This is a genomic window from Pedobacter psychrodurus (assembly GCF_032678585.1).
GTDB classification, from domain to species: Bacteria; Bacteroidota; Bacteroidia; order Sphingobacteriales; family Sphingobacteriaceae; genus Pedobacter; species Pedobacter psychrodurus_A.
Window position 1 is genome coordinate 19,730 of record NZ_JAVTSN010000007.1, and the last position, 14,748, is coordinate 34,477.

12 protein-coding genes are annotated in these 14,748 nt (G+C 36.0%); 7 read left to right on the forward strand and 5 right to left on the reverse strand.

Annotated elements, in window-relative coordinates; all coding sequences use genetic code 11:
* Positions 1-16: 16 nt before the first annotated feature.
* A complete protein-coding gene (locus R2S57_RS06285; RefSeq protein ID WP_316844202.1) occupies positions 17-403 on the forward strand; it encodes a hypothetical protein in 387 nt (128 codons plus the stop codon).
* A 108-nt stretch (positions 404-511) separates the two neighbouring features.
* Here R2S57_RS06285 and R2S57_RS06290 read toward each other — a convergent pair whose 3' ends face one another.
* The 3 genes from R2S57_RS06290 to R2S57_RS06300 form a co-directional block, all read right to left on the reverse strand.
* Entirely contained in the window at positions 512-685 is a 174-nt protein-coding gene (locus tag R2S57_RS06290; protein WP_316844203.1) for a DUF6496 domain-containing protein, read from the reverse strand.
* 306 nt (positions 686-991) lie between these two features.
* On the reverse strand, positions 992-2,146 hold the full coding sequence (locus tag R2S57_RS06295; RefSeq protein ID WP_316844204.1) for an acyl-CoA dehydrogenase family protein: 1,155 nt from the start codon (positions 2,144-2,146) through the stop codon (positions 992-994).
* A 289-nt stretch (positions 2,147-2,435) separates the two neighbouring features.
* Positions 2,436-3,335: a ComEA family DNA-binding protein gene (locus tag R2S57_RS06300; protein WP_316844205.1), complete on the reverse strand. Its 900-nt coding sequence runs from the start codon at positions 3,333-3,335 to the stop codon at positions 2,436-2,438.
* Between the two features lie 95 nt (positions 3,336-3,430).
* Here R2S57_RS06300 and R2S57_RS06305 point away from each other — a divergent pair, with 95 nt between their 5' ends.
* The 6 genes from R2S57_RS06305 to R2S57_RS06330 all read left to right on the forward strand — a co-directional run bounded on the left by R2S57_RS06305 (position 3,431) and on the right by R2S57_RS06330 (position 9,732).
* Positions 3,431-5,182 carry a lysophospholipid acyltransferase family protein gene (locus tag R2S57_RS06305; protein ID WP_316844206.1) on the forward strand — a complete coding sequence of 584 codons (1,752 nt, stop codon included), beginning with the start codon at positions 3,431-3,433 and terminating at the stop codon, positions 5,180-5,182.
* 339 nt (positions 5,183-5,521) lie between these two features.
* Positions 5,522-6,349 carry a 1-acyl-sn-glycerol-3-phosphate acyltransferase gene (locus R2S57_RS06310; RefSeq protein ID WP_316844207.1) on the forward strand — a complete coding sequence of 276 codons (828 nt, stop codon included), beginning with the start codon at positions 5,522-5,524 and terminating at the stop codon, positions 6,347-6,349.
* Between the two features lie 307 nt (positions 6,350-6,656).
* The gene (locus R2S57_RS06315) at positions 6,657-7,811 is read left to right on the forward strand and encodes a hypothetical protein (RefSeq protein WP_316844208.1); all 1,155 of its coding nucleotides are present in this window, start codon (positions 6,657-6,659) and stop codon (positions 7,809-7,811) included.
* A 131-nt stretch (positions 7,812-7,942) separates the two neighbouring features.
* Entirely contained in the window at positions 7,943-8,218 is a 276-nt protein-coding gene (locus R2S57_RS06320) for a hypothetical protein (protein ID WP_316844209.1), read from the forward strand.
* A gap of 295 nt (positions 8,219-8,513) precedes the next feature.
* Positions 8,514-8,840 (forward strand): hypothetical protein, encoded by a 327-nt coding sequence (locus tag R2S57_RS06325; protein WP_316844210.1) that lies wholly within the window; start codon positions 8,514-8,516, stop codon positions 8,838-8,840.
* Between the two features lie 412 nt (positions 8,841-9,252).
* Positions 9,253-9,732 carry a hypothetical protein gene (locus tag R2S57_RS06330; RefSeq protein ID WP_316844211.1) on the forward strand — a complete coding sequence of 160 codons (480 nt, stop codon included), beginning with the start codon at positions 9,253-9,255 and terminating at the stop codon, positions 9,730-9,732.
* A 629-nt stretch (positions 9,733-10,361) separates the two neighbouring features.
* Here the strand turns inward: R2S57_RS06330 and R2S57_RS06335 are convergent.
* Both R2S57_RS06335 and R2S57_RS06340 read right to left on the reverse strand, forming a co-directional pair.
* A complete protein-coding gene (locus R2S57_RS06335) occupies positions 10,362-11,789 on the reverse strand; it encodes a hypothetical protein (protein WP_316844212.1) in 1,428 nt (475 codons plus the stop codon).
* A gap of 102 nt (positions 11,790-11,891) precedes the next feature.
* Positions 11,892-14,690, reverse strand: coding sequence for a TonB-dependent receptor (locus R2S57_RS06340; protein ID WP_316844213.1), 2,799 nt, complete (start codon positions 14,688-14,690; stop codon positions 11,892-11,894).
* Positions 14,691-14,748 lie beyond the last annotated feature (58 nt).

A 14,748-nucleotide genomic window follows, 5' to 3' on the forward strand; every position in this document is an offset into this window, starting at 1 on the left:
ATATACATCATCATATATGACAACAGGCAAAAAAGTTACCTCAATTATCGCAGTTATAGTTGTTATTGCGTTAATCGCGATTTGTTATTACCGCTATTTCTTTGTTTTTGGCGAAGGCGTTAAAGCAGGCGAGTTAAATTACGTCGTAAAAAAAGGTTATGTATTTAAAACCTATGAAGGTAAACTGATCCAAAGCGGTGTAAAATCCAGACAAGCAGGAACCTTGCAAAATAATGAATTTGAGTTTTCTATCGCAAACAAGGGAATTGCAGAGAAAATGATGGCCAATAGTGGTAAATTTTACGAATTACATTATAAAGAATACAAAAACACCCTACCCTGGCGTGGATTTAGCGTTTATGTAGTGGATAGCATCTTGACCTCGAAAGACTTACCACAGTAGGTTTAATGATAGGATGATTGAATTAGTGAATAATTGAATTTTGATTGATAGAATTTGGTAACATGTCCATTCTATCCATCACGCATTCGAAACTCAATCATTACTTATTTAATCTTTCTTCGGCACTTTCGCTCCTGCTTTTCTTGCTTCCGATAATCCGATAGCAACTGCTTGCTTTTTGGAGGTTACTTTTTTCCCTGAGCCGCTTTTAAGCTTGCCCTCTTTCATTTCGTGCATAGTTTTTTCTACTTTCTCACCAGTTTTTTCTGAATACTTTGCCATATTTTAGTTCATTAGTCATTGGTCCATTAGTCATGAGTTAGCGTGAGGCATTAATTAGCATGGTTAATCGGTTAATTGTTTAAATCGGTTAACTGAAGCCAAACTCAATTAGTCTTTAGTCTTTAGTCTTTAGTTAAAACATAGATTCCGGCGTAGAGGTTTTGAAAATTTAAACAAAAAAAATCCGGAGGTGGTTAAACCGTCCGGATTACTCATAATATATTTGGTTTTTAATAAGGTTGAAGGTGAAGGTTTAAGGTATGAAGTTCAATGCATAAAGCCTAAACCTCCTACCTTAAAAACCCTCTACCTTGATAATATTTCTCTGGCAATTACAATCTTCTGTATTTCGGATGTGCCCTCGCCAATTGTACATAATTTACTGTCGCGATAAAATTTCTCTACCGGAAAATCTTTGGTATAACCATAACCGCCGAATATCTGAACAGCCTCTGTGGCTACCCTTACCGAAACCTCTGAGGCAAAATATTTCGCCATAGCCGATTCTTTAGTCATCGGTAAATGCCTGTTTTTTAAATCTGCCGCCTGGCGGATCAACAATTCGGCTGCTTCAATTTCGGTAGCCATATCGGCAAGTTTAAAACTAATGGCCTGAAAGCTGGAGATTGGCTGTCCAAATTGCTGGCGTTGTTTAGAATAAGCTATTGCTGCATCGAAAGCACCTTTTGCAATGCCTAAGGCCAATGCTGCGATCGAAATTCTTCCGCCATCCAAAACTTTCATGGCCTGCTTAAAGCCTTCGCCCACATTGCCCAATAAATTAGCTTTTGGTACGCGGCAGTTATCAAAAATCATTTCTGTGGTTTCCGATGCACGCATGCCGAGTTTATTCTCTTTTTTACCAGCAGTAAAACCCGGCGTACCACGCTCTACCACAATGGCCGAAATTCCTTTCGAACTCCCCTGCTCACCCGTTCTTACCATCACTACGGCAATATCACCGCTTTTACCATGGGTAATCCAGTTTTTCGCACCGTTTATAATATAATCATCGCCATCTTCAACGGCGGTGGTCATCATTCTTAAAGCATCAGAGCCTGTATTTGCTTCTGTTAAACCCCAGGCGCCAATCCATTCGGCTGTTGCCAGTTTCGGCAACCATCTCTGTTTTTGTTCTTCGGTTGCGAAGGCCAAAATATGGCCGGTACATAAAGAGTTATGTGCCGCCAGCGATAGGCCGATTGAGCCACAAACCCTGGCCACCTCTACAATCACATCAACATATTCCTGATAGCCTAATCCAGCGCCACCGTATGCTTCGGGAACCAAAACCCCCATTACGCCCAATTCTCCAAGTTGTTTAAACAGTTCTATTGGGAAATGCTGTGCCTCATCCCAGTCCATAATATTTGGACGAATGTTTTTCTCTGCAAAATCGCGGACCATAGCCTTTACGCTTTGCTGAGTTTCTGTTTCCGAAAAATCGAAGCTTACGCTCATTAAATTTTATATTTTAAGTTAGTTGGAGGCAATTATAAACAATTATTTGATAGTTAGTTACCATTGAATATTTGTGTAATTGCAGAATGAAATGGTATTTGGTTCAATTAGTTATTCGTTTAATTTTTAAACCTCGAAATTAAACAGGAAACTTTTTTTTATTTTTTTCACAACCAAAGGCGAATATTTTAACAAAACGAGGTTTTTGACTGAATGTGGATTGAAAGATTATAAATGCAAACATCCCCTTTTACAGAACATTTCTTTATATCCATTTATCTGAATACCCCTAAAAAGAAATATAAGGTGTAACCTTATCAATTACCTCCTGGTTTAAGATTACGATCTTTTTTAAATCGGCCAGACCGGAATAATTGCCATGCTGCTTGCGGTATTGAAGAATAGCGTTGATCTGTTTGTACGACAGATAAGGATTTCTTTTCAAATCGTCAAAAGTAGCTGTATTGATGTTAATCATTTTTAACGATCCTGCACTGATAGAAATCTGACCTTCTATTTCGGCATATTTATTGGCATCTAAACCATAAATTTCCATCAGTTGCTCCTTCTTGTAAAAACCGCCTAAACGCTCACGGTATCTGATTATCCTATTGGCAAAAGTACCACCAATGCCTTTTACCTCATCCAATTGCGCAGAATCGGCCTTGTTGATATCAACAATTACCGGTGCCTTTTTTACATACTCCTTTTTCTCGAAAGGAACATATGCCTTTGAATCGGTTTTGGGCTGATTGGCTATTTTAACATACGGGAATATCTTCTTGTACATTTCCGGAGAAATGGTATACATTTTCTGGAGATCTTCGGCTTTATAAAAATGACCACCCTTTTTAGTGTAATTGATAATGGATTGAGATTGCTTTAGCGACAAACCCAAAGTTTGCCAACCCTCTACATCCAAAGTATTGGGATCGAAATTAAAAAGTTTAATTACTTTCTTTGCATCTAAATTTTCAATCCTGTCGCGAACAGTTTTCGCATACTTCTGATCCTCAATAGCTATTTTCTGAATTTTTGCTAAAAGATTGGGCTCATCTTTCTCAATAGGTTTATAAGCACTATATATAATAGGTATGGCTTTTAATGTGATAATAATAAAGATGAGAAACAGCAATCCATTGAACTCGCCCTTACTAAAACCAAAATTTTTATTGAGCCAAATTCTCATTGATGCGATATGACATGTGTATTATAAATATAAATCTTATTTTTGGGATTGCAAAACTGAGCAGGTTTTGCTTATCAACGCCATAAGAATTTTATATGAAGATCATAACTACGTCTGAGTTTGCGAAAGCAACAAAGATAGATAAGCTAGGTGTACCGGGTTTAGCAGGTTTGATGATGGAGATCATGAAACTGAACGACATTAATGATGTATTCGCTCAAAATCAACACTTTAAGGGTTTAGAATTTGTAGATAAGATATTGGAAACCATTGGCGTTTCTATCGAATTTGATGATGATGATTTAAATTGCATTCCGAAAACAGGCCCATTCATTGCCATCGCAAACCACCCATACGGTGGTGTAGAAGGCTTGGCCCTGGTTAAACTTTTATGTACGGTTAGGCCTGACGCTAAAGTGATGGTAAACTTCATTTTGAAAAAAATCCCCAACCTCGATGAGTTTTTCGTTGCGGTAAACCCTTTCGAAAATGTTCAGCATACCTCCAGCATCAGTGGTTTAAAAACAACCTTTGATTTACTTAGAAATGGTGTTCCGATCGGGATTTTCCCTGCCGGAGAGGTTTCTACCTTTAAATTGGATGCACAGCAGGTAACCGACAGAATGTGGCACCCTGTTGTTGGCAAACTTATTGCCAAAGCGAAAGTTCCGGTGGTACCGATTTATTTCCATGGCAACAATGGTGTTTTCTTTAACATTTTAAGTTTCATCCACCCAACTTTACGTACGGCTAAACTGCCTTCGGAGTTTTTAAATAAACATGGCCGCACCATCAGGGTGAGAATCGGAAAGCCAATCGCGATTTCTGAAATCTCGCACATGAATAGCAGCAACAAGTTAATGGACTTTTTAAGGGCCCGTACTTATGCACTTGGAATTGGGCTCGATACCGAAAAAAAACTCTTCAATCCATTAAATCTATTCAAAATTAAAAAGAAACCCGCTGAAGTGATTGAAGAAACCTCGAGGGTCTTGATTAAAAATGAAGTAGAAAAATTAGAAGATTTTAAGGTATGGACGGAGAAAAATTACGAGGTATACATCGTTCCGACGTTAAAAATCCCTAATATTTTAAGAGAGATTGGCCGTTTGCGTGAAATTACCTTCCGCGAAGTAGGTGAAGGAACCAACAAGAAAATCGATCTGGATAACTACGACATCTACTATAACCATTTATTTATCTGGGATAAGGATTTAGAAAATATTGTGGGTGCATACCGCATTGGTAAAGGCGATGAGATTTTAGAAAGCATGGGCCGCCGTGGATTTTATCTTTCTGAACTCTTTAAAATGAAAGATCAGTTTTACCCGATGTTGCGCCAGGGAATCGAACTGGGCAGATCGTGGATCAGAAAAGAATACCAGGGTAAACCATTGCCCCTATTTCTACTTTGGAAAGGCATTTTAAAATACCTGATCGATAATCCACAATACCGTTATATGTTCGGACCGGTAAGCATCAGCAACAATTTCTCCAAATTTAGCAAGGCCTTAATTGTTGATTACATCACCAAAAACCATTTTGATTACGAGATGGCTAAATATGTTAAACCAAGGAATAAATTTAAAGCCGATCTTTTACCTATTTCTACTGACACATTGGTGGATAGCAGTGAATCTTTTAAAGATTTAGACAGTATTATTGGCGATATTGAAAATTCGCACATTAAAATCCCGGTATTATTAAGGCAATATATGAACCTGAATGCGAAGATTATCTCTTTCAACATCGATCCTAAATTTTCGGATTGTTTAGATGGTTTCCTAGTGGTAGATACACACAATATACCACCAGAAATGCTGGAGAAACTTGGCAAGAACCTATAATTTTAAGCAATAAAAAAACCCAGACATCCATCTGGGTTTTTTATTATCAACTAACCTAAACTTTATAAATACTAACCAAATATTTATGCCACAAAAGTATGATAGGCTTGTTAAATTGTTATTAATGATATGTTATTTATAGAATATTTCACGACACAATTTGTTAACGAATAAATACGCAATTGTTCATATTATTCTATTATCTTTAGCTACTCTGTATGAGCTATGACGAACATCCTTTTTTACAAAAACAGGATGTTTCCCTCCCTTATATTTAGCTCAAATAAATAGTCTTTTATCAGATTGGTTTTTTAATGAAACCGATCTTGAAACCTTATTATGACAGTCATTTCTAAAGAAACTTTTTCAAAAGCAACAGGTATAGGTAGTATTCCAATTCCTGGATTAGCATCTTTTTTAATGAAGATTATGAAAATTGATGCGTTTAATGGGATAATCAAGGATGCCAACAATTTGGAAGGACAAGAATTTGCCGCTCACTTATTGAAGAACTTAGGTGTTAATTTAGTAATTGACGATGAAGACCTGGCCAACATTCCTGCTTCTGGTTCGTTCATTGCAATTGCCAATCACCCTTACGGAGCAATAGAATCTTTGGCAATACTAAGCATTCTGGCAAAACATCGTCCTGAAACGATGTTTATGGGTAATTTTTTAATAAAAAAGATCCCGAACCTGGAAAAATGCATCATCGCGGTAAATCCTTTTGAGAAAGTTATCGATTCGTCGAGCATCAGCGGCCTGAAGGAAACTTTAAAAACCTTAAAAGACGGCACTCCCGTTGCAATCTTTCCAGCTGGTGAAGTATCCTCCTATAAATTCAAAAAAAACCAGATCACCGATAAAGAATGGCATCCGGTAGTTGGAAAAATTATATCAAAAGCCAACGTACCTATCCTACCCATCTATTTCCATGGCAATAATGGAATACTTTTTAGCCTTTTAAAATTCATTCATCCATCCTTACAAACCATTAAATTAATTTCCGAACTGTTTAATAAAAAAGGGCATGTGCTTAAAATTCAAATCGGCAAACCCATTTTAGTTAAAGATATCGATTGCGGCAAATGCAATATTTCGCTTCTAAAATATTTGAGGGACTCGGTTTATACCTTAAAAACCAAGAAAAACTCCATTATAAATTAAAGATTAGCCTATTTAACTATATAAGGGTAAATAAGATGAATGCTCAAACATTTTTATAGGGTTCATAAATTTTGCTTATCACCACTTCTGTAATCCCAGTATTTTTTTTCTAAGACACCGCTATTTCATTTCAAAAACCGTTAACACACAAATGTTAAGTTATCATTACTTCGTTCAGCACCTGTTAACATAAAGAAATTGTTGCTTTTATGTTAATAATAGGTAAATTTAATGTAACCAAATATGGAGCAGTTTGAAACGTGGGACCTACATATATTTTTTGAGCATAGTTTTGTTCGTTTGCCTGATGATGAATACGCTCATCGTAAAGGGACAGAACTACTCGTTCGATTTTTATAACGGAACCTTCAATTTCAGTATCGATTCTTCCATTGTTCTGCCAGTAGCTCAAAACGCTACTTCGGCTGAAGTAGCAAAATTTTACAGCAAAATCTCTTCGGGTAATTATACGTCACTCATTGCTTCACTAAAAAATTACCGGGAAAAATATAATTTAAACGATTGGATCTATTATCAACTGATCCGCAAAACTGCAGAACAGATCAGTCCAAAAGCCGACAATTATTTCGGTTATACTTTATACAAATGGTTTTTGCTGGGCAAATGTGGCTACGATGCCAGGCTTGCCGTTGGCAATAATCAGGTAATTTTTTATGTAAGAAATGATGAGGACATTAGCGATGTTCCATTTTTTATGGTTGATGGCAAAAAATTTATGTGCCTCAATTACCATGATTATGGAAAAATGTTTAAACAGGCCGATGCTTACAAGCCGGTTAAAATTTCCATTCCGGAAGCAAAAAATTCCTTTTCATACAAGGTAACCCGAATGCCCGATTTTAAGCCCGAAAGCTATCAGGAGAAAGATATTGAGTTTAGTTACCGTCAAAAAATCCACCATTTTAAACTGAAAGTGAATGAAGATGTACAAACTATATTCAAAAACTATCCGGTAGTCGATTTTGAATCCTATTTTAATATCCCCTTAAGCAGGGAAACTTACAGTTCGCTCATCCCTACGCTAAAAGAAAACTTAAATCATATGGATCAGAAAAAGGGCGTTGATTATTTGATGAGGTTTACGCGTTATGGTTTCTTATATGAAGATGATGAGGAAAATTTCGGCAAAGAAAAACGTTTCTCACCCGAACAGACTTTATTGAGCGCCTACAGTGACTGCGACGACAGGGCTGCCCTGTTTTTCTACCTGGTAAAGGAAATATACGATCTGCCGATGATTGCGCTGTTATACCCTAAACACTTAACGATTGCCGTACAATTCGACAAACCGGTAGGCGAGCCGATTACCTATAAAGGCAAAAAATACTCTTACTGCGAGCCTACCCCACAGTCGCAGAATTTAAAAATCGGACAGCTTTCTTCAAACTTGAAAAACAGCAAATATGAAGTGGTATATGCCTACGAGCCTGTTAAGCGATAAAAGCATCCCTAAATATTAAATCAATGTTAATTAATTGTTTAATTAATGTTATCTTATCAATAACAAGCTGAATCATCGGGTAATTGCAGTATTTTTATCTTTGAACTCATGTTTAAATTTAATTTATCCTTATGTCTGCAATCATATATACCATTTTAAAAGAGTTTTTTGTTGAGGTAAACGGCCACGCCATAAAGGCCAGGATCATGTCGCCAATTCATGATGACAAAGTTTTTGTGTTCAAGATCAGTTCATTTTATAAAAGCAAAACTGATGCTGATGCTTATGAACCTGCATCTACATTCACTTCATATGCAAATGCTGAGCGGCACTTACTTCAATATCTGGAAGGTTTTCAAAATACTTTAGATCTGGGTGGAGCTATTGCTCCAGGCCATGCTTTCTAAGTATTTTCTTTGTCGTCTTTTTCTGGTGTGCGTTCGGACTGGATCATCTAATCTTCAAATTCTTTTTATCCTATTGGTTTCTTTTAAGGGGATAACCTATTAAAATAATAACCAAAACAACAACTCCGATCAATATTAGATCATTTAAGCGCGTTAGATTACAATTGAACCGATCTGATTTAAAATACGTTAGGGGAAATATTTTACATGTTAAGCCTCAACCATTCGTTAACATAATGATAATGTTAATTTAACTTTCCCTTTTTCTACCTTTGAACAAATCCCAAAGTTTCAGATGAAAAAGAATAAATCCAAGTCGAAAAGTCATTCGACAAGCAAAAAACTACGTAAAGAATTAGAATCGAAATTAGCCCTTGCATTTAACGAAGTTATTGTACAATACGGCAAAGCAAAAAAAACAGATAAAGTAATCGAAAAGTTTGCAAAGCAATTGACTAAAAAAGTTACTTTCGTTACTCCAAATGATTCTATAGCGCCATTTACAAAAGAAGATCAAACTACACCTGCGGCTCCAAAAGCAAAAACGGTTAAACCGGTTGCGGTAAAAGAGGTTGCTAAAAAAGCAAAAACAACTGCAAAAGAAGAAGTTGAGACGAAATAAAAAGAAAAGGCCCTGTTGGTAAGCCAACAAGGCTTTCTTAATGTTTCAATAAAAGCTTAGGTGAATTTCCACTGCTCTTCTTTTGATAATCGAAGGCTAAAATTTAAAGTCGTTATTCACTAAACCTACCTGGTAACACCGCTGGCATCTTTAATATTTGTTTCAAAAAAAATAAGTATATTAGCTATATTAATTAAATTAACCGTTAGCGAACCATATAATCTGCCTGGATAAACTTAGCTTATCCTTAAAGGCAATAAAACTCATCCCATTTATTTTATTGGTAAATACGCAGTTTGATTAGGTAAATCAAGGTTGTGGCAATTTTTATGTGCTACCTCCCTGATTAAACCAGCCTCTTCAAATTGCCTTTAGGTTGAAATTATTTTTTTCAATTAAATAACATATATCTATGAGTTTAAACAACAAAATCTCAGCAGAAATTACTGCCGAGCAACTGGCAAAAGTAACTGCACAATTACAGGAAGCAAAAACAACGCTTAAAGATGTGCTGATTTTTAACCTTACGGCAGAAGAGCGCCAGACCATGTTAAAGATGGGAGATGGAACGTTGGCCTTTGTGGGCAAAGCAATTACACACGCAAAACAATCGCCCAATCTGGTACCCTCTTTTTTAGATGTGACCGAAATACAAAAAGACTACAAACTTGCAGCCGATCTGTATGAAATTTACCTCGAAACAAGTAAGTTTTTACGAGCGGTGGATGACTGTATGATGGTAGCAGGAGGCGAAGCCTACGAAGCACCATTGGTTTTTTACAACGCTGTTAAAGGTGCTAATAAATCGAATATTGCAGGCACGCAAGATATTTATGATGACCTGAAACAGCAATTCCCAAGAAATAGAAGGAATACCGAAAACAATATATAAGAAAGCAGTATTGGCAGTGATTTTCAATTATGGCCATTACTTTTCTTTTTGTGTAAGTTGATTAAACAGGTTTACCGCAGCTATTGATTAACCAAAAACCTATAATTATAGCTTATGAACATCTATTGTTTAACTAAGAACCTATAATTATAGGTTTAGCACCTATATTGTTTAACCAAAAACCTATAATTATAGCTTATGAACATATATTGTTTAACCAAGAACCTATAATTATAGGTTTAGCACCTATATTATTTACCCAATAACCTATAAATATCGCTTAGGAACACATCATATTGAATCGAAAACATATCGTTATGGGTTTTGAAAGCATATTTTAACCTAAAACACTATAAAAAGCCTGCTCATCCTTTTTAAAAATGAATCGAAATTTCGCAAAGCAACTGAAAAAATTTTATTTTCGTTACTCAAGATGATTGTATAGCTCCATTTACAAAAGAAGATCAAGCTACAGTTGAGGATCCAAAAGTGAAACCGGTTGGCATAAATGAGGTTGTTAAAAAAACAAAAACAACCCCAAGGGCAGAAATTGAAGCAAAATAAAATTGCAATAAAAAAAGGTCCCGATTCTCATCAGGACCTTTCTTTATTATTGGTTTAACTCAATATTATTTAACTGCTCCAGGAGTTGTATAAGCTAAAGATTGAGGATCAAAATGAGCCCAACCAGCAGCCCAGTTCTCAGAACCAAATGCGCCTTTAAAAGCTACACTTGTAAATCCAGAAGCTAATTTTGCATTGGTAAATGCCGCGCCAGATGCCGCAGCTGAACTAGCTACAACTGTAAAGTTAGGAACGCCTACTCTTGCTGAAGCAACTAAATCTGCAGAATATTTGTAAGGATCAGTTAAAATGCTTCCAGCTAATGCAGCGCCATCAAATGTATTTACTGCAGTTAACAATGGAGTAATTGTACCTAAAGCAGTTGCATTCGATGCTTTAATCTGATTGCTTTTGCTGTTACTGTTATAAATTAAGTTGTTAGCAAAAACAGATTCACCTAATGAAAGATTGTTTGAAGCTGCATTTCCACCTGCTGGTAATGCATCATCATAGAAAACACCTTCTGTATAACCAACGATTACTGAATTAAATAAGCTCATAGCTGAGTTACGACGAATTTGTGCACCATGTTGGAAGTTAGCATTAATACTGCTACCGCCTGAACCTACTGGCCCCAATATTGTCATATTTGAAAAAACGGCAGAAGTTTTAGGAGCATTTGAACTACCTGCAGCGTCATTATCTGATTCGAAACCGTTTGATCCGGAAACATCAGCAGTTACTGCTAAACGTTGTGCTAAACCAAACTGAACTTTACCAGAGAAACCGTTATCGGTATCAAAATCATCATCCCAGCTGTCAATTGCCAATAAGTGAGAACAGTTTACAGCACCGCCAAACCACTCAAAAGCATCGTCACCTGAACGATAAACTTCAACGTAATCTACTACAGTACCAGAACCAACTGAACCAAAAGTTAAACCATTGATTTCGTTATCAGGACTTAAAGCAATACCTGCGTATTCAATACGTACATATTTAATTACACCCGAGTTATCTGCATTATCTGTACCGCCATGCTTACCTTTATCAGTTGCATCAGAAATACCTTCAATAGCTACAGAAGTACCAACGTTATTTACTGCTTTACCTAATACAATAACACCTCCCCAATCGCCTTCTTTACGTGCACCTGCGGCAACACTTGAAGTAAATACAATTGGCTTATCAGCTGTACCTGTTGCATTGATTTTAGCACCTCTTGTAATAATCAAAGCTCCTTTAGTCGCTTTATCTCCTTTGATAATTGTACCTGGCTGGATCGTTAATGTAGCATTATTAGTAACAAAAACATTTCCTTTTAAAAGATAAATTTTATCTGCGCTCCATGTTGTGCCTGCAGTTATGTCACCAGAAACCTCAACAGTATTAGCTGCTACTGGCGGGTTAATTTCTTCATCAACAGTGTTCTTTGAACAACTTGCTAAGAAAACCAATACGCTCATTGCGCAAATTAATAATTGTTTTTTCATTTTATTTTTTGTTTTACTTTTTTCAAATTTATTATCTAAATGTAACTGCGGGGTTAAGCAACCTTTAAGGTATTGTTAACTATTTAACTTACAACTCTGATACTAGAAAGTGTAAGAAAACGACAATGAATAATTGCCCCCTGGTTTATAACTGGAGATTGTTTCATCTGTTGTGGTGTTATCAAACTTCTTATTTAAATCTCTATCATAATATTGAATAATGCGCTTATTTAATATATCCCCTGCATTGAATTTAATTTCCCCTTTGTTTTTAATTACTTTTAATGCCACTTGCAAATCGAGTACATCTCTTGGCACATCCCAAATCTCAGGGAACAAAGCACCACCAGCAACAATCAGTCTACGTCCAACGCGATTATACAATGCATTGAAACTCAACTTATCATCTAAGAAGCTATGTTGCAAACCTGCATTAATAATATACGGAGCCTGTCCAACCATTGGCCTATCGGTATTCAACAAGTTGATTCCGCTATTTGTCACCTTCACTTTCGATTTAATGAAAGATAAATTGGTGTAGAAAGTGGTTTTCTTTAAGAAATCTGTATTTGAAATAAAATCTAAACTTTTACGGAACTCGAATTCTACGCCATATACATTTACTTCATCGGTATTAATATAGGTTACAATCCTGCTAGAGCCAGAATCCTGATTGTAAGATTCAATTGCGTTATGAAACTTTTTATAAAAACCTGATACCGAAATAACCTGGCCTGCCTGAGGATAAAATTCAAAACGGATGTCACCATTATCTATTTTTGCTTCTTTCAGATTTGGGTTACCCTGTTGAAGTGATAATAACTCATAATCATAAATTGAAGTAGACGACAGTTCTCTAAACTCAGGACGAGCCAGCGTACGGTAATAAGAAGCTCTTAAGTTAATTTTAGGTGTTAAATTATAGGTATAGTTTGCCGATGGTAAAAAATCAACGTAATTATCATCAACAGAAGTTTGAGGTGAAGGAATTTTCGCATCCAATACTACATTAAATTGTTCAACCCTAAGGCCCCAAACTAACCTTGATTTCTCACCAAATTTATTATCTAACATTAAATAGCCAGCATTAGTCATTGAATGAGCATCATAAGAATCTGCATCAGCAGAAATATCAGACAAATAATATGCACCGCTATTAATGGCGTCAGCTCCATAAAGTGTACTCAAAGATCTCCTTGCAATTTCATCGGCATTAGCTGCGCCAGTGTTCGCAACTAATCCAACAAACCTGGCATCGAATGATCTATCACGATAAATCGAGCTTAAACCAGTTTTAAAAGTAGCCAACTGGCCCAACATTTTAAATGGTAAAGTATAATTTGCTCCGCCACTGTAGTTGTTTTCATTTAATTTTGAAAACAAAGTAGAATTCTCTTTACTTAATGTACCTGTACTTGCTACATAAACATAATCAGCAGAACCAATATCTGAGGGATTTCTTTGATAGGAAACTTTCTTTTGATCAGGCTGGTCATTTAAAATATTGGCATAACTTACAGACCAATTGATTTTGGAATTATTTTCACCTAAAGCATGATTACCTTCTATTGTTGATTTAAACAAAGATTTTTGCATTAAATCGAAAGCGAAATATTTTGTATCGCGATTTCTATCCTTATTGAAACCATTTCTTTCAAGATAAGAATCATCATAATTTCTATTGTAAATATTTTTGAAGGTGATTTTACTTTTACCGTACGTATAAGCAAAGTTTGCTAAAGCACCTAAACTGGTCGAGAATCTATAGATATTATCATGATAATCGACATTTACATAGTCGCGAATAACATCGTTATTTATGGTCTGCGAATTCCTGTAAGTTAAGGCAAATAAAGATCCAAATCTATTTGCACTATTTTTAAAGGTTTTAACCCTACCTAAGGTAAATTGATAGTTCTGGGTTGGCAGTGCCGTATTATTATACACATTCCAGTTTCTGGGAAGTGCTTTCATTCCAGCGGCTTGCTCAGTAGGCGTTAAACCATTATTAAATTTATTTCTTGAAGGGAAGTTGCTTGGCAATGCTCTATCACCATTGTCAAACCCAACATAATCAGTAAAGTTTCTTGCTCCACTTTTAAAATCTTTGAAAGTAGACTCTGTATTATAACCAGCGCCAATCCCCAAACTTATAAAATTACTATCAGGAATATCTTTAGTTAAGATCTGAATTGAACCACCTGTAAAATCTGCTGGCAAATCTGGAGTAGCCGTTTTGCTTATAATTAAATTATCAACCAAATTTGAAGGCACAATATCAAAAGAAAAGGCTTTACGATTGGGCTCAGTACTTGGTAATGATCCGCCATCAAGCGATGCATTATTATACCTATCACTCAAGCCTCTTATCACAACAAACTTATTATCCTGAACGGTGGCACCGCTTACCCGCTTTAAAACGTCAGAAGTATTTCTATCTGGAGATTTTTTAATTTGATCGCTTGAAACACCATCAGAAATTACAGCACTATTTTTCTGCTTAGCGTAAAGTGAGTTTATCGACTCTTGTTTAAAGCTGGCTTTTACAACAACCTCACCAAGATTTTGTCCACCTGCCTCATTAAGCACAATATTTAAACTCGTAACAGATGGCGATTTAACTTCTACATCAGATACTTCTTTGGTTTGATAACCCACGTAGGAAAATTCGAGTGTATATTTTCCATTTGCCATTGCCTGTAAAATATACTTTCCATCTACATCTGTAGAAACACCCTTGGTAGTACCTTTGATTTTAACGGTCACACCAATTAGCGTCTCTCCGGTTTTTTTATCGCTTACTGTTCCGGAAATTTTACCTGTTTGAGCGTAGGCTGCTATACTTAGAAATAGAACGAGCACAGTTAATACTGTTCTTTTAAAAAATGTGATTGATTCCAATTTGCCTTTATTTAATTTTAGGCAAAGCTATTACCACAATGTTAGCTGTACGTTAGAT